The 23,337-nt window shown below is 46.1% G+C and carries 24 protein-coding genes and 1 pseudogene; 9 read left to right on the top strand and 16 right to left on the bottom strand.

The annotated features are described in order from the left end of the window. Nucleotides 1–174: 174 nt before the first annotated feature. Together JGK20_RS12810 and JGK20_RS12805 are read right to left on the bottom strand one after the other, a co-directional pair. Complete coding sequence (locus JGK20_RS12810) at nucleotides 175–1,611, bottom strand: hypothetical protein (RefSeq protein ID WP_293185451.1); 1,437 nt, start codon at nucleotides 1,609–1,611, stop codon at nucleotides 175–177. Nucleotides 1,612–1,845: 234 nt separating this feature from the next. Continuing rightward, nucleotides 1,846–2,739 (bottom strand): M23 family metallopeptidase, encoded by an 894-nt coding sequence (locus JGK20_RS12805; protein ID WP_293185452.1) that lies wholly within the window; start codon nucleotides 2,737–2,739, stop codon nucleotides 1,846–1,848. 320 nt (nucleotides 2,740–3,059) lie between these two features. Here JGK20_RS12805 and JGK20_RS12800 point away from each other — a divergent pair, with 320 nt between their 5' ends. Further along, the gene (locus JGK20_RS12800; RefSeq protein ID WP_293185453.1) at nucleotides 3,060–4,277 is read left to right on the top strand and encodes an HhoA/HhoB/HtrA family serine endopeptidase; all 1,218 of its coding nucleotides are present in this window, start codon (nucleotides 3,060–3,062) and stop codon (nucleotides 4,275–4,277) included. 325 nt (nucleotides 4,278–4,602) lie between these two features. Here the strand turns inward: JGK20_RS12800 and JGK20_RS12795 are convergent, their stop codons facing one another. The 11 genes and pseudogenes from JGK20_RS12795 to JGK20_RS12745 all read right to left on the bottom strand — a co-directional run bounded on the left by JGK20_RS12795 (nucleotide 4,603) and on the right by JGK20_RS12745 (nucleotide 14,651). Further along, a complete protein-coding gene (locus JGK20_RS12795; RefSeq protein WP_293185454.1) occupies nucleotides 4,603–4,950 on the bottom strand; it encodes a DUF760 domain-containing protein in 348 nt (115 codons plus the stop codon). Nucleotides 4,951–4,992: 42 nt separating this feature from the next. Next, a complete protein-coding gene (gene scpB, locus JGK20_RS12790; RefSeq protein WP_293185455.1) occupies nucleotides 4,993–5,508 on the bottom strand; it encodes an SMC-Scp complex subunit ScpB in 516 nt (171 codons plus the stop codon). 94 nt (nucleotides 5,509–5,602) lie between these two features. Further along, the gene (locus tag JGK20_RS12785) at nucleotides 5,603–6,454 is read right to left on the bottom strand and encodes an ABC transporter ATP-binding protein (RefSeq protein ID WP_293212802.1); all 852 of its coding nucleotides are present in this window, start codon (nucleotides 6,452–6,454) and stop codon (nucleotides 5,603–5,605) included. Between the two features lie 500 nt (nucleotides 6,455–6,954). Next, entirely contained in the window at nucleotides 6,955–7,629 is a 675-nt protein-coding gene (locus JGK20_RS12780; RefSeq protein ID WP_293185457.1) for a hypothetical protein, read from the bottom strand. A gap of 2 nt (nucleotides 7,630–7,631) precedes the next feature. Further along, the gene (locus JGK20_RS12775) at nucleotides 7,632–8,303 is read right to left on the bottom strand and encodes a hypothetical protein (protein WP_293220273.1); all 672 of its coding nucleotides are present in this window, start codon (nucleotides 8,301–8,303) and stop codon (nucleotides 7,632–7,634) included. A 65-nt stretch (nucleotides 8,304–8,368) separates the two neighbouring features. After that, a complete protein-coding gene (locus JGK20_RS12770) occupies nucleotides 8,369–8,620 on the bottom strand; it encodes a TIGR02450 family Trp-rich protein (RefSeq protein WP_293185459.1) in 252 nt (83 codons plus the stop codon). Nucleotides 8,621–8,678: 58 nt separating this feature from the next. Further along, nucleotides 8,679–9,884, bottom strand: a complete 1,206-nt coding sequence (locus JGK20_RS12765; protein ID WP_293185460.1) for a transposase — start codon at nucleotides 9,882–9,884, stop codon at nucleotides 8,679–8,681. 802 nt (nucleotides 9,885–10,686) lie between these two features. Next, nucleotides 10,687–10,926 carry a hypothetical protein gene (locus tag JGK20_RS12760; RefSeq protein ID WP_293148907.1) on the bottom strand — a complete coding sequence of 80 codons (240 nt, stop codon included), beginning with the start codon at nucleotides 10,924–10,926 and terminating at the stop codon, nucleotides 10,687–10,689. A gap of 1,379 nt (nucleotides 10,927–12,305) precedes the next feature. Then, entirely contained in the window at nucleotides 12,306–14,141 is a 1,836-nt protein-coding gene (locus JGK20_RS12755) for a caspase family protein (protein ID WP_293185462.1), read from the bottom strand. Nucleotides 14,142–14,246: 105 nt separating this feature from the next. Beyond that, nucleotides 14,247–14,369: pseudogene (locus JGK20_RS12750) on the bottom strand (hypothetical protein); the annotation flags it as partial. A 111-nt stretch (nucleotides 14,370–14,480) separates the two neighbouring features. Next, nucleotides 14,481–14,651 carry a hypothetical protein gene (locus tag JGK20_RS12745; RefSeq protein ID WP_293185464.1) on the bottom strand — a complete coding sequence of 57 codons (171 nt, stop codon included), beginning with the start codon at nucleotides 14,649–14,651 and terminating at the stop codon, nucleotides 14,481–14,483. A 230-nt stretch (nucleotides 14,652–14,881) separates the two neighbouring features. Between JGK20_RS12745 and JGK20_RS12740 the strand changes: the two genes are divergently transcribed. From JGK20_RS12740 to JGK20_RS12720, 5 genes are all read left to right on the top strand, one after another. Then, entirely contained in the window at nucleotides 14,882–15,583 is a 702-nt protein-coding gene (locus JGK20_RS12740; protein WP_293185466.1) for a V4R domain-containing protein, read from the top strand. A gap of 101 nt (nucleotides 15,584–15,684) precedes the next feature. Next, entirely contained in the window at nucleotides 15,685–15,951 is a 267-nt protein-coding gene (locus tag JGK20_RS12735; protein ID WP_293185469.1) for a hypothetical protein, read from the top strand. Nucleotides 15,952–16,123: 172 nt separating this feature from the next. Beyond that, a complete protein-coding gene (locus JGK20_RS12730) occupies nucleotides 16,124–16,597 on the top strand; it encodes a phycobilisome protein (RefSeq protein WP_293185471.1) in 474 nt (157 codons plus the stop codon). A 190-nt stretch (nucleotides 16,598–16,787) separates the two neighbouring features. Then, nucleotides 16,788–17,450 carry a V4R domain-containing protein gene (locus JGK20_RS12725; protein ID WP_293185472.1) on the top strand — a complete coding sequence of 221 codons (663 nt, stop codon included), beginning with the start codon at nucleotides 16,788–16,790 and terminating at the stop codon, nucleotides 17,448–17,450. Nucleotides 17,451–18,134: 684 nt separating this feature from the next. After that, the gene (locus JGK20_RS12720; protein ID WP_293192603.1) at nucleotides 18,135–19,301 is read left to right on the top strand and encodes a pentapeptide repeat-containing protein; all 1,167 of its coding nucleotides are present in this window, start codon (nucleotides 18,135–18,137) and stop codon (nucleotides 19,299–19,301) included. A gap of 99 nt (nucleotides 19,302–19,400) precedes the next feature. Here JGK20_RS12720 and JGK20_RS12715 read toward each other — a convergent pair whose 3' ends face one another. The 3 genes from JGK20_RS12715 to JGK20_RS12705 form a co-directional block, all read right to left on the bottom strand. After that, nucleotides 19,401–19,871 (bottom strand): phycobilisome protein, encoded by a 471-nt coding sequence (locus JGK20_RS12715; protein ID WP_293187096.1) that lies wholly within the window; start codon nucleotides 19,869–19,871, stop codon nucleotides 19,401–19,403. 38 nt (nucleotides 19,872–19,909) lie between these two features. Beyond that, entirely contained in the window at nucleotides 19,910–20,392 is a 483-nt protein-coding gene (locus JGK20_RS12710; protein WP_293187095.1) for a 2Fe-2S iron-sulfur cluster-binding protein, read from the bottom strand. Nucleotides 20,393–20,477: 85 nt separating this feature from the next. Continuing rightward, on the bottom strand, nucleotides 20,478–20,789 hold the full coding sequence (locus JGK20_RS12705; protein ID WP_293187094.1) for a hypothetical protein: 312 nt from the start codon (nucleotides 20,787–20,789) through the stop codon (nucleotides 20,478–20,480). Nucleotides 20,790–20,883: 94 nt separating this feature from the next. Here JGK20_RS12705 and JGK20_RS12700 point away from each other — a divergent pair, with 94 nt between their 5' ends. The 3 genes from JGK20_RS12700 to JGK20_RS12690 form a co-directional block, all read left to right on the top strand. Then, on the top strand, nucleotides 20,884–22,821 hold the full coding sequence (locus JGK20_RS12700) for a serine/threonine-protein kinase (RefSeq protein ID WP_293192601.1): 1,938 nt from the start codon (nucleotides 20,884–20,886) through the stop codon (nucleotides 22,819–22,821). A gap of 62 nt (nucleotides 22,822–22,883) precedes the next feature. Beyond that, entirely contained in the window at nucleotides 22,884–23,045 is a 162-nt protein-coding gene (locus JGK20_RS12695) for a hypothetical protein (RefSeq protein ID WP_293187092.1), read from the top strand. A gap of 85 nt (nucleotides 23,046–23,130) precedes the next feature. Beyond that, nucleotides 23,131–23,337 (top strand): hypothetical protein (locus JGK20_RS12690; protein ID WP_293230676.1); only part of this gene is annotated, 207 nt, incomplete at its 3' end.

Genomic DNA, 23,337 nt, shown 5'->3' with positions numbered 1-23,337 from the left:
TTTGTACTATTGTACGGTTGAAAGGTTTAAGAACTGCCGCAAGGACATGGCGCTTAAAGGTCAGTCGATGAATTAAGAATCCCCACACCTTTAGGTTGGGGAGTGTCAAATCCCGTCTTCGTAGGTTGCCCCTAGGGTTTTTTATTTCATAGCGCCCAATAGCCGATGTAGAGGTTAGATGTCGGTTAACAGTTCGGTGATTTTGTCAGGGCTGACGCTGTAGATGCTAGCCGTATAAGCAATCATTTTAGCGTCAGCCCCTAGTTGTTTAAGCACCTTGATAGCAGAGTTTAGTGGAATAGCTTGGTTGTCTGACTTGGTTAGTAAGTCAATAGTGGTCTGGGTAGTCTGTCGTCTTTTATAAACTGTGTCATTCATTGTTGGGCTATGACCTAAGCTCATAGCGCGAGTTTCAAGACTTATCCCGCTCATCATTCCATTAAGATTACTCAGGTGTCGTAATGCGTGAGTCTGGGTAAACTTGCTCCAACTTTCTAAGCGGTCACGAGCCGATTTGTTGTATTTTCCGACTATTGTATTAGGGTTAGTTGAAACCAGGTTGAGTTCCGGCAGTTTGGCTGACTTGATTTCTAGTTGCTCTATCAAGTTAGCGTGAGTAGGGGGTAACAACGGAATAGTCAAGCGGTAGCCTGTTTTGGTTGTGGTATTCAGTGCAGTTTTATCCCCTACTACGGCAATCATTTTTGTGTTTATAGGGTCACTCAATGCGGGGATAGTAGCACCATCTTTGGTTTTAAACGGTTGGTTTACGTTCTGAATGGCAAACACTTCATGCACTCGCAGACCGTACACTATCTGCATTGAGAACACCCATAACCAAGCTTTTCGAGATTCTAAATGGTATCGCTTGTCATTGGCGGGAATATTTAGTACGTCGTTGCGTAGTTGCAAGAAATCCTCAATTGATACAGCTTGCAAGTCATCACGATAAATGGTTTGCTTGCCGTCAATATTGCTTAACTCCTCACGCAGTCGAGAGTCGCCAATAGTTTCGGCAAGTTTTTTCATCACGGACAAACAGGTCTGACGAGTTTTACTACCTGTTTTCTTGCTGTTAATAACTGACATTACGTCGGTGAGGTTTACTATTGTATCTTGCGGTAGCAGCTTGTAATATTGCCCGTATGCGTCATACCAGATAGATAGATGCGAAGCATTTTCTTTGTCTCGCTTCTGACGCTTTTTAGTGTATCCGTCCCAGTATCCGGCTTCTACTTTTGCGATCGCCTCACCAAACGTTATTAGGTCATTCCTGACGACGTTCTTTCCTAAGATTACATCGTCGTACCAACTCCAGAACTCTGTCTCGCTAGAAAGTGATTCTAGCGCGGTAGCGACTAGATGCGCTTTCTTCAGAGCGTCGGAGACACCCTGCATCGTCAGATTGCACCCACAGGACTTGTTGAATGGTTTGTCACCCAGTTTGAATTGGAGGGTGATGTAAGACCCCTTAGCTTTGCTATCTTTCTTCAACGCTACCACTTTGGGGCTTTCTTTTTGTGCCTCCTTCAGATAATCCAGAACCCGCTCATAGCCAATTAGGTAGTCTCCCCAGGTGCTAACGGTGACTGATTTAGATTTTTCGCTCATTTTTCGCTCATTTTTCGCTCGTTGAGTCTGCTTGTTGTCTACAGCTTACAGCGAAGAACTCGTTTTTCAATCAGATGCGGAAACAAGTCTTCTGAGATGAGCGATATATGGGCTGGAATGTCGTAAACTCATTAATTAAGTGAGGGGGTGCAATTCAAATCTCGCCAAGGGCTGGGAGTAAATTATCTCATAAAAAAAATATATGTGGTTGAATTGCGTGTTCAACCACCAATTCTATTTTTTAAGAGTAGCTTGCAAATAAACCAACGGATCTTCAGCTACCCAACCCGAACCCGAATTGTACCGAACTTCAAAATGCAAGTGAGATTGCGGAATATCCCGTTTTCCCGTCATCCCCACACTTCCCAAAACTTCTGGCGATCGCACTTTTTGACCGACTTTCACCGCAATATCTCTTACATGAGCGTAGCGCGTTTGCTTCCCCGCTTGATGGTTCACGACAACTAAATTCCCGTAATCTCCCTGCGGCCCGGCAAAGGCGACAGTCCCTCCGCCCGCCGCCAAAACCTGCGTACCCTCCGCCGCCAAAAAATCTACGCCGCTGTGGAAAAAAAACTCACGACGTACCGGATGCCACTGCCGCCCGAAACGCAAACCTTCCACCGCTGGGGCGGGGAGCGGGAAGCCTTGCACCAACGATGTTGCATCGGGATTTACCGAAGGTGCGATCGACCTATTCACCTTTGGCACAAACACCGTTTGTCCCAAAGACCTGCACCCATTCGCCTCAAATAGCAAATCTGCGGGGACTTGATAAACTTGGGCCAATTTTTGCCAATTCCAGCCCGCAGGCACTTCTACGAGCCTGCCATCGTAGGGAGGAATGACGATCGCACTTCCGGCACTAACTCGACCTCCCCGCAACATCGGATTTATCCCAATCAGCGCCGCTGTTGGCACATTGTACTGTCGCGCTATACTTTCTACCGTTTCGCCCTGGAGAGCGATGTGGCGGCGCGATCGAGCCAAAGCCGCCCCCAGGCAATCGCGGGCGGGGTTGGGGGTTTCTAAAGGTGCGCCGGGAGGAAGATTTGCCGCCGTTTTTTCAACAGGGGCGATCGAGCAAATCAGTGCAGAAATGACCCAAAATAGGCGTTTAGAACTCATTGCGTACAGAAAAAAGTATTCATTTCGGACAATTGACAATTTTTTAGCCGAGTGAAAAGGCTTATTTGAAAACTCCAGCCGTACCCCAGACTGTAAATCCCAGGCTAAGCCAAGTTACGATGAGAAGAATTATTAGTTTTTGTCGTTTTTGGCAAATCAGGCAATTTTTGCCCGTGATGCCCCTGTTGTGCCTGCTTGCTAACAGCTATGTTCTTGAGGAAGTGGTACGCCCCGCCCCGCTTCCTTCCCGTCGCCAAGACAAAAATGCTTAATGCCGAACGTGTCTGCGGGGATGAGGTATTCAGCGGGAGTTGTTAAATATGAGTTTATCTTTTAAGCAGTTGACCCTTTATGTCACTTTGCTGTCTGTTGGGGGAGGCATCGGATGGTTGGGGAATCGCTATCTACAAGGCTCAAACAATCCAGAAACCGGATCAGTTTTGCCCGTGGTGCGCCAGCAAATCCCCTCCTATGTGTCTCCTCCTGTTCAGGAAAATCGCCCAGTCGATCGCAGCAATCCCAATTTTATTGCTGAAGCAGCCGAAAAAATCGGCCCTGCTGTCGTACGCATTGACGCCTCGACTAAGGTAACGAATCAAGTCCCCGAAGCTTTCAACAATCCTTTGTTTCGCCGGTTTTTTGGGGACAATTTGCCCAAGCCGGAAGAACGAGTCAAGCGCGGTACGGGTTCTGGGTTTATTCTCACTCCTGATGGCCGCATCGTGACTAATGCTCACGTTGTCTCCGGGACGGATACTGTGAAGGTGACGCTCAAAGACGGCCGCGAGTTTGAGGGTAAAGTGCAGGGCGTCGATCCGCTGACGGATGTTGCTGTTGTGAAAATTAATGCCAAGGAACTCCCGCAGGTGACTTTGGGTCGATCGGACAATATTGTACCCGGACAGTGGGCGATCGCGATCGGCAATCCTTTAGGTCTCGACAATACCGTGACTGTGGGCATTATTAGCGCCACGGGTAGAACCAGTTCCCAAGTCGGCATCCCCGACAAACGAGTGCGGTTCATCCAAACCGACGCCGCCATCAACCCCGGTAATTCAGGCGGCCCGCTACTGAATGACCAAGGCGAAGTAATTGGCATCAATACCGCCATTCGCGCCGACGCTCAAGGCTTGGGATTTGCAATTCCGATCGAAACCGCCAAACGAGTGTCAGATCAGTTATTCGCCAAAGGTAAAGCAGAACATCCCTATCTCGGCATTCAAATGCTCAGCTTGACTCCCGCCACCAAGGCAGAAGTCAACAAACAACTCGATAATAAAATTACGATCGATCGAGGCGTAGCCGTGACGAGAGTCGTGGAAAATTCCCCTGCCAAACAAGCCGACTTGCGCGCTGGAGATGTCATCCAAAAAATTGACGGAATTGCGGTCAACACTCCCGGGGACGTACAAGAACGGGTGGAAAACACTGCTGTGGGCAAAGAACTCGAAGTGGAAATTAACCGTTTCGGTCAAGTTCAGAAAATTAAAGTACGTCCGGGTGCTTTTCCCATATCGGGGAGTCCCACCGGTGGTTAAGGATCGCGAATTTAATAATTTACACATATTTGTGGGATGGGCGTCCCGCCCGTCCTTTCTGGAAGGGCGGGACGCCCTTCCCACAAGAACCATAAAAATTGTAAGTTATTTAATTCTCATTCCTAAGTTCAAGCGGTGGAGTTGAAAAACAAATCTGATGCTGGATAGTCCTAGACGCAAAAACCGGGTTTTGCTACCCAAATCATCCGTGTATCGCCAGGTATACAGGATTAAAAACCCGGTTTCTTAATTCGCTGTCCGTCCAGGAATGTTTATTTTGTCAACAAGTTTCATCTTTCTGGCTTCCCCAAGCCGCCGCTCTTTGTTACTTTTCTTTGGTAGGGTTTGGTTGAATCGAACTCGTGCTTGCTAAATTTTCTTCTAGGTACATCCTCTGCTCCATTTGTCTCAGAAAATAGCCTGTCATCATCGCTGAAGCTAGCAAACCTGCTAAGTTTTCGCGGTCTGTGGTAATTTCGACGTTAAAATTCTCTGAAGGCAGGACGCCGACAAGTCCTTGAACGTTATGAGAGATAATTTCTCTGATTTCTGGGCTGGCGGACTTGGCGATGCGGGCTAGAACCTCCGGGGATTGGTGCTGGAGGTACTTCAGAAGTGGATTGACTGCGGTTTGTTGGGCATTGTTTTGGTCAAAGTCAGGGTGAAAAACCATTTGGCGATTCTTAATTTCTGGCTTGCTACATTCTACTTCAAACTACTCCTCATTGCTTGGGTACAAATTTGCCTGAAAGTCAAGTTGTAATTGTTTGGGCAATTGGTCTACTTGAAAATACCGGTGAAATTTTTCGGTAACTTGTAGCCAGTACGATCGCCCATCCGTTGGCTTTCGTTTCCGCACAAAACCCATTTCTACCAGTTCCTGTACTTGTTGGTAAGCCCCCGAACCCCGCAAATTCACTAAATCTGGCTGCGTGATGCCACCTTTGAGGGCGATCGCCGCCAGCGTCCGCAAAGCCCCAACACCTAATTCTGGGGGTATTAAAGTTTGCATTAAACTCGCAAACTCGTCTCTGAGTTGCAGGCTGTATCCTGTCGGAGTTTCGACGACTTCTAGGGCACTGTCGCGGTGGGAAGAGTCAGACATGAGCTCGATAATCGCGTCTTCGGCTTCGGATCGATCGCACTTAGCAATCTCGGCAATCTCTACCAGCGACACCGGCTGACCTTTTAAATAAAGTATGGCTTCTATTGTTGTGGCTAAACGAGTCATTGGGGAATTTGTAATTAGAAATAGAGACGGTGAGTGTTGAATTGAGAAGGATGGAGTTATCTAGGAGAACCGGAAAAAAGCAATTAGACATTAATCAATCTAACTGTCTGCCAGTCAGTTCTACAAATATATCCTCTAAATTAGAAGGACGAACCATCATACCAGTCTTATCCTCTTTCGCATCCAGATAAAAATTCGCTTCTTCCAAAGTCGGGAAAAACTTGTAGTCCCAGCGATCGCCTATTTGCTTCATCACCAACCCTTGACCGTGTTCTTGCCGCAGTTGCGCTAGCGTTCCCAATTGAATCAACTTACCGCCGTCCATAATCCCGATGCGATCGCACAAATACTCTACCTCATCCATATAATGCGTCGTCAACAGCATAGTCATCCCCTGCTTGTTCAAATCTAGAATAATTTCCCACAACCTGCGCCGCGTTTGCGGGTCTAACCCTACAGTCGGTTCGTCCAAAAATAAGATTTCCGGTTCATGCAAAAGCGATCGGGCAATTTGCAACCTCCGCTTCATTCCACCCGACAAAGTTTTGACTAAATCATCCCGTCTTTCTGCTAATTCTACATATCCCAACCACTGTTTAATCAACTGTTGCCGTTTCGGGTTGGGGATGTGGTGCATCCGCCCGTGAAACTCCATATTTTCCCATACAGAAAGCTCATTATCAACGCTAGTTTGTTGCAGCACAACGCCGATGGACTGTTTAACTTGCAAGCTTTGACGCATCACGTCATATCCAGCTACCTGAATTTGACCGCTGCTGGGTTTAGTCAGCGTAGTCAGCATCCGAATTGTCGTCGATTTTCCGGCACCGTTGGGGCCCAGGAGACCGAACATTTCTCCGGCTTCAATCGTGAACGAAAGGTTATTGACAACAGGAATTTTGTTGTAGATTTTGCAGGCATTTTGCAGGGAAACAGCGGCAGTCATAGGTATTTTTGTATCAATTATTGCGATCGATCTCTTGTTTCTGGGCCAGAGTTTGCCTGGTCAATCAACCATAATACTTGTGGCGGGTTTACTAACAATCTCAGATTCACATCCACAATAATATCTATCAACCTGCCCCAACCAAACGACAAAATTTGATGGCGGGCAATTCAACAGACATGATATCATCTCTGGATGCAGCAACAAGTGCGATCGACTAAATTTTCTGGTAACACTCATCGTTAAAAATAGCATAAAGATTAGGTTTTTATGCTATTTTTAACGAAGAATCTTGTTAGGGCAACCAATCTGAGTCTCACCCTCAGGTATCAGGCTGATTTTTTTATCAGAAAGAATTGGTTGAATGCCTCTCCCCGATCGGGAGAAATTAAAATCAGACTATTCATTACTTCAATCCTCTTCCTTCTAGGTAGAGGTCGCTCTCAAACTGTCAACTGTCAACTGTCAACTGTCAACTGTTGAACGCTGGCATTACCCGCTTATTGCGGTTGAGTTAAGTCAGGGGTCAGTTCCACGATCCGCTTGTCAAGTTGGCGCGCGACTGAACTCATTGTTATAGCGGGTTTCTTGCCATCAACATACAGAATCATCAGATAACTTCCTATTTTTCCCCGTCGAAATACCGCGATTTCGAGATTCATCGTCACACCTTGTATTTTTCCTTGATTTGTCCACCCACGCGATACCTCCCCAATCTTTTCTTCTAAAGTTAAATTAGTAAGATTAGTAAATTGATATTCATTCTTACCACTACTGTTTAAACCTTTGGAGAACTCTTTAGCAAAAACATCTTCACGCATATCTGCGTCAAATTTAGCTCGCTCGATCTGGTTGGTCAGTTTTTGTGTAAATCCTAGGATTATTTGAAAATGCTGGTCGTCGTTTTTGTTATAACCAAACACACTTGCTGGTTTCAATGTCTGGAGACCGCTGACCAGTTTTTGCATGGTCGGAAGTGGCATCTCTACAAAACCTGCGGGTAAGTCTTGTAAGGTCAGGACTAGGTTGGGCAAGTCCGCTGCGGGAGTTGGAATATCCGCAGATAGAGTATTGGGAAGAGAGCGAATTGGAATTGCGATCGACTCTTTGCCAAGCGCACTGGCCAATCCAGCACTAATGAGCAAACATACCAAGAACACAAGTTTTTTTTTCATTCTTATTGCGGTTGAGTTAAGTCAGGTTTCAGTTCCATGATGCGCTTGTCTAGTTGCCGCGCGGTCGAGCTACTTGTCATAGTGGGTTGTTTGCCGTCGAGATAGATAATTGCGACAAAACTTCCTATTTTTCCCCGCCGAAACAGCACGAGTTCGACATTGATGAGTAAACCTCGTATTTTTCCTTGACTTCTCCATCCACTCGATACATCGCCAATCTTATCTTCTAAACTTAAAGGCGTAGCATTAGCAAAATTAAATTCCTTGTTGCTACTGTTTAAACCTTTAGAGAACTCTTGTGCAACTTTCTCTTCACGGACTCCTGCATCAAATTGAGATCGATCGATTGCGTTGGGCAGTTGTGTTGTAAATCCCATGACTATTTGAAACTGCTGGTCATCACTCTTTTGATAGCCAAACACGCTTGCTGGTTTAAAGTCAGGCGTACCAGTGCCCATTCTTTTGAGACTCGCAGGTGGCATTTCTGTAAAACCTGCGGGCAAGTCTTGTAAAGTCAGGACTAAGCCGGACAAGTCTGCTGCGGGAGTTGGAATATCGGCAGACAGAGTATTGGGAAGAGAGCGAATTGGAATTGCGATCGACTTTCCGACAACTGCACCGCCCAATCCAGCACTAATTAGCAAACACACCAAGAACACAACTTTTTTTTTCATTACTTCACCCTCTTGCGATTACCATGACCAATCTCTAACTCACTCTACCCCCAAAACGCTATCTTTTACTCTACCGCTTCTAATTCCTCTAATTCTTGTGTAGACTGCCATCCAGCTTGCCAGAGCGATCGATCTTTGAGCTGTTTGGCGTTCAGCCAGAAACGGACATTTGGATCGCAAGCCGCCACCATTTCCGCAAAAACCCATTGACCTTCGTTTTTTCTGTTGACTACTTGAAAGTGCCGCCACCCCCAAGTTTTTTGGTGAGAAGTCCATCGGGAACCAACTAAATAAGGAAATTTTTGTTTTTTCGGCACAGTGTTTTTGTTGACAAATATATGAGAAAGCAAGTTAATTGCATTGACACTCCCCGCCCTATAAGTGCGGGGATTCTAGGTTCACAGTCGCAACTTGCTCAACCAGGGTTGCCCCAAGTAGAGTAGAGGTTACAACTCCCCCAGCGTTACTTTGGGGATGTCCTCCCCTAGATTTTGCTTTAAGCAAAATGTTGATAGCCGCGTTTGTATCTCTGTGCAGGTTACAGCCGCAAACACAAACATGAGTTCTAGCACTCAGAGACTTTCTGACAACTCGTTTGCATTGGCTGCACTCAGCACTCGTGTAGTGAGGGGGAATAGCAACAGCTAGTTTTCCAAACTTGGTAGCAAAATAGTGAATCCACATTCTGAATAGATACCAGCTAGCGTCTGCAATAGATTTAGCTAAGCAGTGGTTTTTGAGCATATTGCTAATTTTTAAGTCTTCGTAGGCTACTAAATCGTTAGATTTGCATACGTTACGCGCCAATCTCTTAGCGTGTTCATTCCGTTGCCTACTTACCCTTAAATGTTTCTTGGAATATCTAGCCCTTGCTTGACGGCGGTTGTTCGATCCTTTCTGTTTTTTATAAATGCGACGTTGAGCGTGCTTGATGTCAGGTTCAGATTTTCTCAAGAATTTAGGATTGGGTTCGTGATATCCGTTGGAATCTGTGTAGAAAGATTCCAAACCAACATCTAAACCGATCTCTTTCCCTGAAAGAGGCTGAATATCTCGACACTCAACATCGACGCAAAACTGACAGTAATAGCCGTCGGCACGGCGCACCAATCTCACTCGTTTAATAGCTACTACTGGATAAGTATGGATGTCCCATTTACCCAGCAACTTTAGCTCTCCGATACCCTTCTTGTCGGTAAAGGTGATACGCCGTTTGGTTGGAATTAGCGACCATCCACTTGTCTTGTACTCAACCGAGCGATTGGATCGCTGAAATTTTGGGTAGCCCTTTTTACCCGGTTTTTTCTTTTTACAGTTGTCGTAAAATCGAGATATAGACAGCCATCCCCGCTCGGCAGCAGCTTGTACTGCCATCGCATTAAGCTCTTTAACAAAGGCGAATTCTTGGCGCAGTTTTGTAGAATACTTGTTCAAAGCAAATCGATCTATCTTGTCTTCCCTTGATGCGTCCATCCAGTAACGAATTGATTTGTTGCGGATGAATTGCACCGTCTGAATCGCTTCGTCGATCGCTCGATATTGAGATGGTTTTGCTTTGACTTTGTATTCAAGGACTAGCATTGATTCTCCCGCGATTTTACGCTTATTCTAGTATACTACAAGCAGAAAAAACTTCCCGTAAAATATCAAAGCCGTCCTATAAGGACGGGATTTGAAACCCAATTTTCTGATAACTTTTTCTGTGGGATGATATTAATATCATAAATAAAAATTGTTCCTTAGTTCAAGTCATTCACCGGATATCCTCCCTCAGAAAGTTCCACATCTCCAACCGTTACCGTCCAGCCCGACTCCCACGCCTAACCCGGACAAAAATTTCAGATTGTTGCCGGCCCTTCTACAAATGCTGTACCGCGTGAAATTCATACCTGCGACAGTTGCTCAGTATTTAATAGAGGAGAACTCCCAACTCTTTACTCTGTCTGCAAGTAGATGGGTTTATTGTAACTTGCAGGAGTTTCGTCGCGGGACTCAAAAATAAAGGCAGTCTCGCGACTGCCCGTGTAATTAGTTATACCTATTCGATAGGGTTGATTTTTCAGCCGATCGACAAATAGCAAATTTATCCAGCACGAACTCAATCTTGAATCTCAAATCTAAAAGCAAATAACCCAGGTTTTAGTTGTGGACAATAACCCCGTTCTGCGAAACTTACTCAAATCTACTTTTAGAGCAGGTTTGACGCTCACTTCCTGTGTCTGCCAAAGCGGTGGGCCGCTTCCGATCCGCAGGCATTTTTCGGGTTCAACTCTCCCTACAAACATTTTTTCAATCCGAATTGTGTCTCATTGACCCTGTAGGGTTCAACAAAAAAGCACTTTTAGACAAGATTGACTAATTTATCTGATTCTGTTGCTGCCCCTTAATTACTTCCGTGTGAAGGCTTGTGGCCCGATAAATCCAGAGGAAGCTGGGGAAGCCGGAGTCGCACTGCATTTGTTTGCAGCCAGAGAGTGATGGCGTGCTTCCGCTGTGGAGTCACGTACTCTCCGGGTCTGATCACGCCAGCACAGACGCCGATGTTTTTAATAAGGGTTTCTCGCTCCGATGAACTTGCACCCTGTAGCAACCTGACTTGGGCTTTGATAAAATCCACGTTCATAGCAGAAAGTAAAAGTAACTAAAGAACTCAGTTAAATAGCGATGCTTTGGTTCCAATTGTAACTCTAAAACCACTTGGTACGAATCCAATTGATTCAAGATCCCCGGGATGGGGATCGGGGCCTCTAGAGCTAGCCAACTTTATTTACTTTATCTGTTTTTGCTAGCAAAAGTGTCACCATGCTAGCAGTTTTGACAGAATTTTCCATAGTTAAGAACTGTTACAAATTTACCTAGCCTCCTACAATAATGCAGAGTTTAGTGCTAACGCTACTCTCCGGGACTCAAAAAATTCAGCACAGTCTCCAGATCCTTGCCTTCTTACGTTTTAGCCTCCCCCATAGGGAAGGGATCGATCGCCAAAAATTCCTCTTACATCGCCCCTCTTAACACCCAGACACTACCACCTCACCCTATTGATTTAGATCCCCGCATATGCCTTGCTGTGGACTATAACTTTAGGCATACGTATTGTTACGGGGGCTACCATAAGCGAGCAAGTGTTAATTCTTGTTTATAGATGATATATTTTTTGGCTATTCTTCCAAAGCCATGATTTGTGTTAATTAAGGCAGCTTTATGATGTCCGCACCAACTAAGACTCGGAACTTCTGAGTCGATACATTTTGCTCTCTGTGGCGATGAATTTGTTTTCTAAATTCATTGGGGACGATCGCACACCGACGACAATTGCGAGTTGCGGCTAATTTTGTATAATTTATAACAGAGTGATTAATTCTAATAATTTAAAAACAGCACAATTTTCAATTTTTTCCCATCCGTCACTCGCTCCTAACAGCCAAAAAGATGGGTCAAACAAATCAATACGGCAATACCCACACCCTCAATCTTTAAAATCCCGATTTCACCTTCGCATTTGGTAGTCAATAGCAGTTATATATGGCGGAATTTGCTAGTTCCTAAACTTAAGAGTAAGTATCGAATTACAGCAAAACAGAAGCAATTAATGCCAAAATAAAAAAATAATTTTAGATTTAAGCTGACTTATTGAGGATTTTGGCATCAATCATTTTTTCATAAAACCATCGTTACAGCCATCATTGCGGTAAAAACAAACCTGGCTTTTGAGTCTGGAGAGGCTGGTCTATGGAGGTTTTGGAAATATTGGACGTACACGATAAATATTGATTAACACGCATCTACAATATGTTTTAGTTTCGCAAAAGGCATCGACCTGATAGCATATAAAATCCCCTCTCGCTGGCTCTGCGAAGGGGAAATAGTCCATGATATTATTGTTTAATACGCTCGATGTGTCGTTATCTTCTTGCACTATCAAGAGGTATGGATTGCTATACCTATCTTGACCCCCTAGCTAAGATAATTTCCCGGTGGTAAACCGGAAAATCATTAACTAAATCAACCTTTTTTCTGGCGTTGCAGCTTAGTTTTCCAATTGGCGATCGCCTTTTGAGCCGGCTCATAACTCTTAGTACCCGACGGCACCAGCGAAGCAGCTTCAACTGCCTCTTTCAACTTTCCTTGAGAGGCACGCAACTGAGCAATTTTGAGAATAGCTCCGCTCCACTCTCCAATCAACTGCTGAGCTTCTTCATGCTTTGGCTGACCGGGCTGAATTTTATTCGCTTGCTGGATGCCTTTACTGTAGGAAGAGGCAGCCCCCCGCTTAATTTGACTCGCAGCCGCCGATAGCAAAGCAGCATTGACATCCTGCTCTTTGGATAGCTCCTCCCACTGAACGATCGCCTGTTTCGACTGATTGTAAACCGCTTGATTCACATCAGGCATTAATTTAGCCGCGCCGATCGCCCCGGAGAAATTGCCCCTAGCAGCCCGCCCGTTAGCAATATCCAAAATCACCAAACTCCAGCGCTCAATATCCTGCTGAGCCTGCGGGTAGAGCGGATCGCTAGGCGGAATCGTTCGAGCCTTAACCACCGCTCTATTAAAACTAGAAGCAGAACCATCCTTGAGGAAAGTTTTTGCCTCAGCCCACACCTGCTGGCTTGAGGGAGGCTGCTTGCTATCAGTCGCTGCTTGTACCGCGCGCGGTTGGTTCTGCGCCACTCCACCACCAGCAGATTTTTGAGTCCCGGGGTTTTGGGCATTCTCAGCAGGCGATCGAGAATCTCCTTCCTGCTGACCGATAAAAATCGATTTGTTCGTCAGAAAAACACCCAACAGCAGCACCAAAGCGGTAGCTCCACTCCACAAAACTAACTGCTGTAAAAATGACTTATCCGATCCCCCGTTATCCGTATCCTCGGGCTGTTGCGAGTTCGGTCGATCGCCCCCCCCACCGCTTCCTGGTCTGACAGCATTCGGCTGCGACACAGGAGTCCTCTCAACCGAGGCATCAACCGCGTTGCGAGTTGCCTCGGGCACCTCCATTTGAGCAGTAGCCACAGCCATTTGCGGGCGATCGATCCCATCAGCCATCGCAACCGTCATATTGCCGTTGCGTCCGGCCAATGCAGAAGTCGGCACCCCAGCAGCATCAGGCAAAATCACCAAATGAGCCTTTCCAGGAGGATTCACCACCATCAAAGGTTCTTGTTTGGGACGCAAATGGTGGTCGCACAGCTCCGGTAGCCGATCGCTCAAGAAACGGTCTAAACCCTTAAGCGTCATGCACTGTCCCGATCGCAGCCCCTCTAAAAGCGCCGTCGTAAAAAATCCTTGACGCAGAGCAGAAGTTTCGCGCGAAACTTGATTCGGGCGGCAAGAAAGCACCGTCGGGATTTCCAGTTCCCGGGCCAGCTCTGCCGTTTGAGTGCCGATCGTTTCCCCCGCCTTCACTGTCTGGCTGCGGTTCATATCCACCAGCACCAACACCGTTTCCGTAGGAGCATTTTTCAGAGTATTCAACAGCAACTCTACCGGAATCCCCGTACCCTGAATGTCAGCCGGATTGCCATCAACAGGCATCAAATAATCCTTACCTTCATAGCTGACACCGTAGCCGCTGAAAAAACACCAAAGTAAATCTCCGTGTTGTAAATGTTCCGCGCAGAGGCTTTCGGTCAATTTCAGAATATTTTCCCGATTCGGATACGTAGATTGACCCCACAGCGACGGCGAGCTATCCGTCATCAACAGACATCCATCCGGCGCAAAACCAGCCTCCTCAGTCAAAAAACCGTAAAGTGCCTCTGCATCCTCTTGTGCATAACTCAAAGGCTGGAGTAACTGATATTGATTGATGCCTATTGCAATACAAGCGTGATGTTTCATCCCATATGCCCTATATATATAGTGGACAGATACATTTAACCCAGTAGAGGCTGGCAATCAGCCTCTACTGTGTATGGCGCGATGTGGTAAGATGCAATCTCACGACTACGCGGAGGTATCTCTCAAAGGCTTTAACAAAATGTTAAAGGCGCCATTTATCTCACGACCAATTGCGTGACCGCATTCAGGGGCAACAAATTGTTTGTTACCTGGTAATTTTGTGTGGCTCTGTCCACACTTTCAACAGCTTTTAGATCTATATTCTTCCATTACGTCTACTACAATACATCCACGTTTAGATGCTTGATGCTTCAACGTTTGAAAGAAACGGTATGCAGCTCATGCTACCATCGCTGCTGCTGTTTTGGTAGCCAACCGACCTTCCGGTGCTTTAGCATCTCGGTAGAGCGACTTTCGCTTAGTCCGCTTACCTCGATCGTTCTTCTTTCTGTTTGTGGCTGCTGACGCCTCGGCGAACCAGGGTTGGATTCGATGGTCAAGCTTGCACAAAACGATAACACATCGCCGTTTAACGTTAAAACGACTTTCGCCTCCTTAGTCAGATAAGTAGTTGTCCGAAGGCAGAACTGAAGTATCTGATACTCCTACTATATTGCAGTCAAAAATTATACCCTCTGCCTGCATTCATAAAATGACGTTAAATTGAATACACAGGTCAGTTTATTTGTTCTATGTGAACTAATTTTCAGCAAACTACACCAAACAGGAGTAAAGCGCCAATGGTCTCTACCGCCCCAAAAGAAATATCCACCCACAGGGAATCGCTATTGAAGCAAAAGCATCCTAAAACTCACAACCATTATAGGTTTCAGGATTTTTTTGCCTTCGATCGCGAGTTTGGTACAATTAACGACTGGAATAAGTCCCGCAACATTTTTACCAGCGAAGACTTCATCATCGGTTTAGTGGAGGGACTCGAAGAAGAAGTAGGCCCGGCGTCCTCTGTCATCATGTATACTATTGGTTGCCAGTGGGGGCTGCAAGATTCCGAATTTTTTCAAAAATGGTTTAGCGCCGAATTCAGCCAGAACATTCGCCAGTCGAATCTGATGTTCCTGCTAGAAACTTGGTGGTGGCCTTTCACTGCTCAAGGTTGGGGTCGCTGGGAAGTTGACATGAGCGATCGCAAACATGGCTGCATCTTCATCAACCTATTTGACTCAGCAGTTGCTCGAACTTTGGGCGACGTAGGCAAACCAGTTTGTCACCTATACGCCGGTTTGTTCGCCGGTTTCTTCGGAGCTCTAGTCAAAAAGCCTCTCAGTTGCATAGAACTCCAATGTTACTCAATGGGAGAAACCTATTGTAAATTCCTCCTCGGCAACCCAGACAAAATTGATGCAGCAGCATTCTGGCTCAACGAAGGTGCCAACGCCCGCGATATTCAAAATCGACTGCAACACGGTGAAATATTGCGGTAAACAACCTGGAAAGGCACATCCTCTGCCCTGCCTTTCCTCCCACCAATTTCGCGATCGCACGCATAGCGACCGATGGTGGGTATCTCCAGGCAGGAAGAAAGATGAAAAGTCAAACTTCATGGTTGGGTAAGTCTGTCCAAGACTTCTTTGGTCACTATAATTGGCTGGGACAACCTTTAGAAACCCAAAATGGCTCGACTTCTGGTCAAGCGCTGAGTTTAACGCGATCGGTAGCAGACTTTTTTCAAGCTATTTCTTGGGAAGGAATTCCCGAAGTAGGCGCCCTACCCCTACCGCCACCCTTGCCAGCAATTTCTATTTCTGAACCTGCCGAAGTCACCATTGACGATCTATTCGACCTCTTTTAATCTGCGTGGGGAATTGGAAATGGCCAATAGTTAATATTGGTTAGTTGTTATTTGTTATTGGTGGTAATTACGAAAACTATTACCAACTGCCAACTGCCAACTGTCAACTGTCAACTGTCAACTGTCAACTGACTTCCTTTTATCAATTACCGATTACCAATTAATTAAAATCATGCACCCTGAGATTGAGGCCCTGCTGGATCAGGCAGAAACCCGCTTTCTAAAAGGCGAAGAACTCATAGCCTTTAAGCGTCAAGCTGCAATCCTCGCCCAGCGCTTGAAAATTTACGAATTTTTGCGAGAGAAGGAAGCAAGCATCTTCCAACCAATAGCCAACAAGCTACAAGAAAAATTCCCCGACGAAAAAGAAGAAAACTTAGAACGATCGCTCAAACACTGGGTTTTAGTCTTGCGTTACTGCGCCATGGCCATGCTGCTGAACGATCGAGATTTTCTCGAACAGCGACTTCTCGACTGGGTTTCCGGTATAGTCGAAGCCCACCAAACTCAAAAAATCGAAGCAACTGTTTGCAATATGTTGCAAACTCGTTTAAAAGAACTGCTTTCCGAGCAAGCAAGAGCATTATTGCAACCATTCTTTGACCAAGCAAAATCAATGATTGTTGACCAAGGCAATAAAGAATAGGCAACAGGTAATACTTTAAAAAATGTAATTCAGGAACCATAAATTATGAGTTATAAGTAATAAATTTAATTTTAAACTTAACCCTCATAACTCCTTTTTTACAAACAATCAATTGCCAAATCCAAATTTCCTACATCGATAATAATTAACCTCTTCCGTCTTCCTTCCACGTCCCCATTGCCGATTACCGATGATTAATATTGCCGACTTGCTCAAACAGCCCCGCCTCCCTGGAAACTACTTTGCCAGCGATGCCTACGTCCGAGGCGACCTCGAACTAGGCCTGCTCGAAAACCGCCGGGGCGATCGGCTCATAGCCCTCCCAGAAACACTGATTCAAGCCATTTATATCGGCTTAGAACAAGAAACAGGCCAAGCCGCCCGCCTCGTGCTTTTCAACTGCGGTCGTTGGTGGGGGAAAAACTTCTACGTGCGCTTTTGCGAAGAAGTCAGCGAATACTACGGCCAGCCAGTTTCCGAAATGGAAATGGTAGAATTTATTCAGTCCTTGCAACAGTGCTGGAAAACTCACGGATGGGGAAAATTTGAATTTGACCCCAGCTATTCCGAACAGGGATTTTTAATAGTAAAGATTGGTAACTCTCTTTTTGCTAAAACAGCTCCCAAGTCGAAGCGGCCGGCCTGTTATTTAGAAGCAGGCATCTTAAGTTCCTTCTTTAGTCAGCTTACAGGTCGGGAACTCCACTGCCTGCAAACCTCCTGCGAATCCTTGGGTTCGGACTGCAACCGCTTTATTTTAGGACTGCGCGATCGCCTCCAACCGGCAGATTCTATGGTCGAAGAAGGACAAGCTCATGAAGCTATTATCAGTCAGCTTTGCCAAAAAAACTGACTCGTGTAACAGCTATTAGTTTATTGTTAATAGCTATCAGCTAGGTTATTGGGTGGCTATTTTATCCACCCGACGATCGAACATTACAGACAGTTAAATTATCAAAAATCTACAGAGTTTAAAAAATGGCTCTAGCTATTTCAAAAAAGTTTGACTGTAACTCAATAAGCTTGGGTTAGCTAAGCGTTTCATTGCTGTCCCCGCTCCCTTCGGGAGCGATATGTTATGAAAGCAATCACCAAGACTTTCTTGGGTTCTCAAGTAACAACAGGTGCAGGCATAAAAATTATCTTTTTAACCCAAGCTTAAGTAGTTGGACAAGATTAATTACACTGCGATGCTCGCAAAGCTTCCCAAGTAGTAATTCCCGAGCATTTTTTGTGTAATTAATTGTGTCAGGTTACTTATTGGACTACAACTCGCACCTAGACAATTCATGATTTACCTTAGAACAATACTCCGGACATAATTTTGGCTAATTTTAATGCTCAAAGTCCTATCGAGGCAACTGCTGGAACTCGATATTTTTTTTAATATCAGTGGTGGAGCCTAACAAGATAAAAAATTACTCTTGAAGTTTAACGCCAAAAAAACGTTACATAACAGTTCAAAAAACTGTCAGTATTGTTAGAAACTCATAAAATTTAAAAACAATCACAACCTCAAACTTTTTTCTCAAACTTAATGGACGCCAATGAACTTCTAAATCGATATGCAGCCGGCGAAAGAGATTTTAGACAGGCCAACTTGCGCGGCATTGTGTTGAGTCCGATCGATTTATACCGTTCCAGCGATGCCCCAACTCTACGTTTGGACAATCTTAACGAACACCAGCACAGACCATACTTAATCGGTGCTAACCTCAGTCAAGCCGACCTCACAAAAGCCCATCTGAGCCGAGCCAACCTCAGCAAAGCCGACCTCAGCGGAGCCAATCTGACCGGCGCCAACCTCATGGCAGCAAGTCTCAGCGGAGCCAATCTCACCGACGCCAATCTCACCGACGCCAACCTAGCGGGAGCTCACCTGAATTGGGCAAACCTAACAGGAGCAATTCTCCCCAAGGCAAATCTCATAGGTGCAGATATGAGCGCAGCAAACCTCACCAAAGCCGTTCTGAGCGAAGCAAATCTAAGTAAAGCCTATCTGATTAAAGCCAATCTCAACGGCGCAAACTTGAAAGATGCAGACTTGACTCTAGCAAGTCTCAAAGAGGCAGACTTGAGCGACGCACAGCTCACCGGAGCCGAATTGTCCAAAGCCAACCTAGCCGGAGCCAACTTAACCCGTGCCGAACTCAGCAAAGCCAACCTCAGCAAAGCTAACCTCAGGCGAACTAACCTCACTCAAGCTTATTTAAACAGCGCGTGTTTGAGCGAATCAGATCTCAGCGAAGCTTGCTTGGACAGAGCAAATTTGTGCAAAGCAGATATGAGCAAAACCTACCTCAGAAAGATTACTTTGAATGGCTGCCACTTAAGCGGTATCAACCTCAGCGGGGCAGATTTGGGCGGTGTAGACTTGAGCCGCAAACTTTTAACCGGAATTAATATGGCAGAGGCATTGTTGAACGAAGCCAATTTCAGCGGTGCTTATTTGATGGAAGCTAACTTGAGTGGAGCCAACCTCAGCAAAGCCAACTTGAGCGGGGCATACCTGATCAATGCCAACCTTTCTAATTCTTGCCTGCGTGAAATTGACTTGAGCAAAGCTAACCTCAGTAAAGCCAATTTGCGGAAAGCTGACTTGACAGGAGCAAACCTCCGCGGAGCCATTCTGAGTGAGGCGGATTTGGGGGGAGTTAACTTGCTTGGAGCCATTCTTCCTAACGGCAAAATCTATCACGGTTAATGCGATACCAGTCCGCTAAAACAATACAACCGTTGCCCCTTGCTCCAAGCATTTCTGTAATCAGTCATTCCCGCTCGAAAATGGTATGACTTTCCTTGATTATTTACCGACTATAGTGCGGTTGATGTCGAGAATCGGAAAAAATAAGCTGACTTCTTCAGCAGTCAGATATTGTTTTATTACCTTTTTCATGACATCGTAGGTCACGGTCGAACTATTACGACTGTGAACAGCGCCTAAAATACTTTGCAACCAAAGCAGCAGCCGATCGCGCAACCGTTCAGTATCATTAATCAACAGTGCTGTCGCCGAATGCCTCAATACCCGCACACCATCTCCACGGCACTTTTCAGTCAGATCTTGAGAACCGCGGCGATATAAACTAGGGTCGATAGACTGCATTTGTGCTTCCACCTGCCGAATAATTTCTTTTTCAGAGGCTTGAAGTTTTTTATAAGCGCTCATCCGGTGATTTAAAGACTGAAAGTAGTCTTTCAAAAATTGCAGCTCTTCGGCAGTGGCGTAGCGTCCGTCTGCTTCCGTGCTCAAACGCGCAAGTTGGCTCAACATAGATTTTTCTCAACTACTAAAATACAAACATATCAGTTTTAAGCTTCTTTAGTACGAACTAAATATTGTCCTACTTGGAAGCGGGTTTCATTAAGCTGTGTAACGATCGAACGAGTAATTAACTTTCCCGATTCTACAACTACTTGACCCGTAATTGGGTGTAACAAATCTTGCTGAGCTCGGCGACCGATCAGAGCTTCCACATTTTCAATAGCATTAATGTACATCCCGGCAGGTATCTGTACAACGACACCCTCGCCCATAATTTGAGCCTGACAAGCAAGTCGCGAATTGGATGCCGCTGTAGTAATGACCTCCAGCGTCCTCCTCTCGCGGCGGTTCATGTCAGACAAACCTTCCATGCCCTCTTTAATGTAAACGTGGCAGGTAGCGCACATTCCTCGCCCCCCGCATTCCTTAAGAACGTCTAAGTCTTTGGAAAGTAAGGCAGCCAGGATATTCGATCGAGTTTCCACTGCCATTTCCTCGGCAATTGGATCGAGTCTAATAATTTTAACCATATTGATTTTTCATCCTGTCAAGTTCAGTATGCAAGTGCGATCGACATATTCAAAGCCAAAAAAATTTGGCTAACACTCAAAAAAGCTAAGATGGCTTGACGACAGCATCAACTTCTGGCTCTCTAACCCAGATTGCATAACCGCTAGCTGTTTTGGTAATCGCTGTTGAGTCACCCCTATTCGCCAACTTAGCCACGATGGCTAAAACCTTCGATGGTTCTTGGACGGCTTTGAAAAAACTGTAATACTCACAATCAACTAAAATAGCAGCCACAGGCAGTTCCAGATCCGGCACCCGAATCCGGCAAGATTGATACTGACTGCGAAACTCAAGGATTTTGGTAGGTGCGACCGTGCGATCGCTCCTCGGAGGCTGAGAATGAACCTGAGATAACATAGCAGTACCTGGCGATCGATTCAAAAAATTGAATTTTTGTCAGCATTCTTTACATATTTTAATACTAGCTCAAGCTTTTTCTATAATTAGACCGATGCAACATTCTAAGTACCGTATTTTAGGGCTAGTCGGACAAGGGCAATTTGGTCGAGTTTTTTGTGCCAGCGTTCGAGAAACTCCCGCCAAGGACTCCCGCCTCACCAGCCAACTGGTTGCTCTCAAAGAACTCAGCCATCAAAAAGCCCCAACTAGCGAATTTTTAAGAGAGCTGTGGTTTCTGATCACCTTGCAGCACCCCAACATTGTCACCTGCCGAGCTCTCGAACACACAGCCACAGGCAGATACTTGGTTATGGACTACTGCGAGGGAGGAACTCTCCGTAACCTGCTCAAACAAGACCGTCCCTTGCGACTGCTCGAAGGTTTACAGCTAGTCATGGAACTTTTAGCAGGCTTAGACTACGCCCACCGCCGAGGCGTAGTTCATTGCGACATCAAACCCGAAAATATCCTCCTCACTCTAGGCTCCAAAGGTTGGTCGCCGAGGCTATCTGACTTTGGCATCGCCCGCCGACTTCCAGAAATCGGTACAACTCGCCTCCACCAAGAAATTTCTCCCGACGCTACCGTAGGTTCCCCGGCATACATGGCTCCAGAGCGGTTTTACGGTCTTTATTCCCCCATGTCAGATATATATGCAGTGGGAATTTTGCTGTTTGAGTTGCTCATGGGCTACCGCCCTTTCGGCGGAGCCCCCGGAGACTTGAGGTGGGCGCACCTGAATCAACGCTTGCAACTTCCCGACGCCATCCCCGAACCGTTGCAAGCAATAGTCAAAAAATCTTTGGAAAAGCTGCCGGCCCGCCGTTTTGCCAGTGCTTCCCAAATGGCTCAAGCTCTGCGACTGATCATGTACGACCCCGCTGTCCGGCAATTGGGCGACTGCATTGTTCCTTGGGAAAACCCCACAACCAACAACGCTAAAAGCCTGAAGTCGGACACTGACTCTGCGCTGGAAGTCGAAGAGGAAAAATCATCACAGCCGGCTATTAATTTACTTCGGACTGTTCGTTATTCGGTTTTGCAGCCAAAACCGCTAATACTTCCTGCACCGCTGACTGCTTTAATTGCCACGGAAAAGTATCTCTACGCTTCTGTAGGTAAAGAGGTGAAGGTTTGGTGTCAGCCGGGACAACACGCAGTTACAACAGAAGAAATGCCGACTTCTATATTAATGCCGGAAATTGTGCGTGGCATTTTACCTGCTTCCCACGGCTGCTGCGTTCTCACTCAGCAAAAACTTTACTGGCAGGGCGACGGCTCCTCAGAGCCTCAGTGCCTAATGGATATGGGTTTAAGGCAAGGTGCAGATGCTTTTAAAGCTGCTATTGATTCTCAGGGTCGCTGGTTGACAGTAGCTGTTCCCGGCGAACTGCGTTTTTATGCTTTAGCTGACAATAGCACTGCGGGCGATCGAGAAAAAGCCCTAAAGCCGATCGCTACTGTGGCGTTACCGGAACACTATTTACCAGAATTAACGTTTTTGGATCGACGACACGTTTTAGCCGTTTGGCCAGACAACGAACCAAAAAATCCCCAAACTATTTTTAGAGTTTACACTCGCCGTGGCACATCAGTGGGTTCTGTAAAGTTGTCTGCCAGCGTCGGACAGATGTTGTTGACACCTGAGCCTTATACCTTGCTCGGAATTCCCCAAGGTGGTAAAGCCGCTGTGTTGTCGATGAAATTGTGGCCGCTCAAGCTAGCGCGAATTCCTCTTGAAAGTTTGCCTGTGTCTGCTTGTGTAACTAAGTGGGGATGGGTGTTGGCAGATGCTGGGGGGCAGATAGCAGTGTTAAACAGTCAAGGGATTCAAGTAGGCAATTTTAGTGGCCCTGCCTCACCTCGGGCGATCGCCCCTTGGGGCAGCACAGGTTTGGTGATTGCTGCCAATACTGAGTCCGAGACTCACTTGCACTTTTTAGATGTAGATGTTGAGGAGACTAACCCGCGATCGAATCTCAAAGGCTGATAAATGGTCTAACTGAAAATGTTTGGGGGTGGCTGTAATTAAGGAGATTGTAGTTGCGGGCGATGGATTTGTGTGGGGCTAGGACTTGCAGGTGGGCGATCGATCCGATCGCATACCCCAATCTCCCTGAGTCAAGTACAACGAATGCAGGCACTACTCATATATATATGAATCAGATTGACCAATCACCTAGTGCTGTGGTGAACAGGGTGCGATCGGGCTGACACCGTAACCAAAGTCTTAGTAGCTCTGACTAAATCCAATTATATCCACCTCTGAAGTATTCTACAGACGGCTGTCAAAAACGAGATGGGGGTAAAAAAGCAGGTTCTGGCGTTAAAGCAGATGGGGCGATCGGATATGGGAGCCGGAAGGAACACCCGAAACCCATACGGTGCATGGCTTCAAAAAAAAGTCAAAATTATTTTCGCAAAACGCTTGACAAGCCCTTGCGAAATAAGTATATTAATAAAGCGCCAGAGAGAGAGCGGTTCACACCGCGAACTTAAGGCACAG

Source organism: Microcoleus sp. PH2017_05_CCC_O_A (assembly GCF_020738785.1).
GTDB lineage: Bacteria > Cyanobacteriota > Cyanobacteriia > Cyanobacteriales > Microcoleaceae > Microcoleus.
The sequence above is the reverse complement of the archived record's forward strand: the minus strand, read 5'-3'. Positions and strand labels throughout refer to the sequence as shown.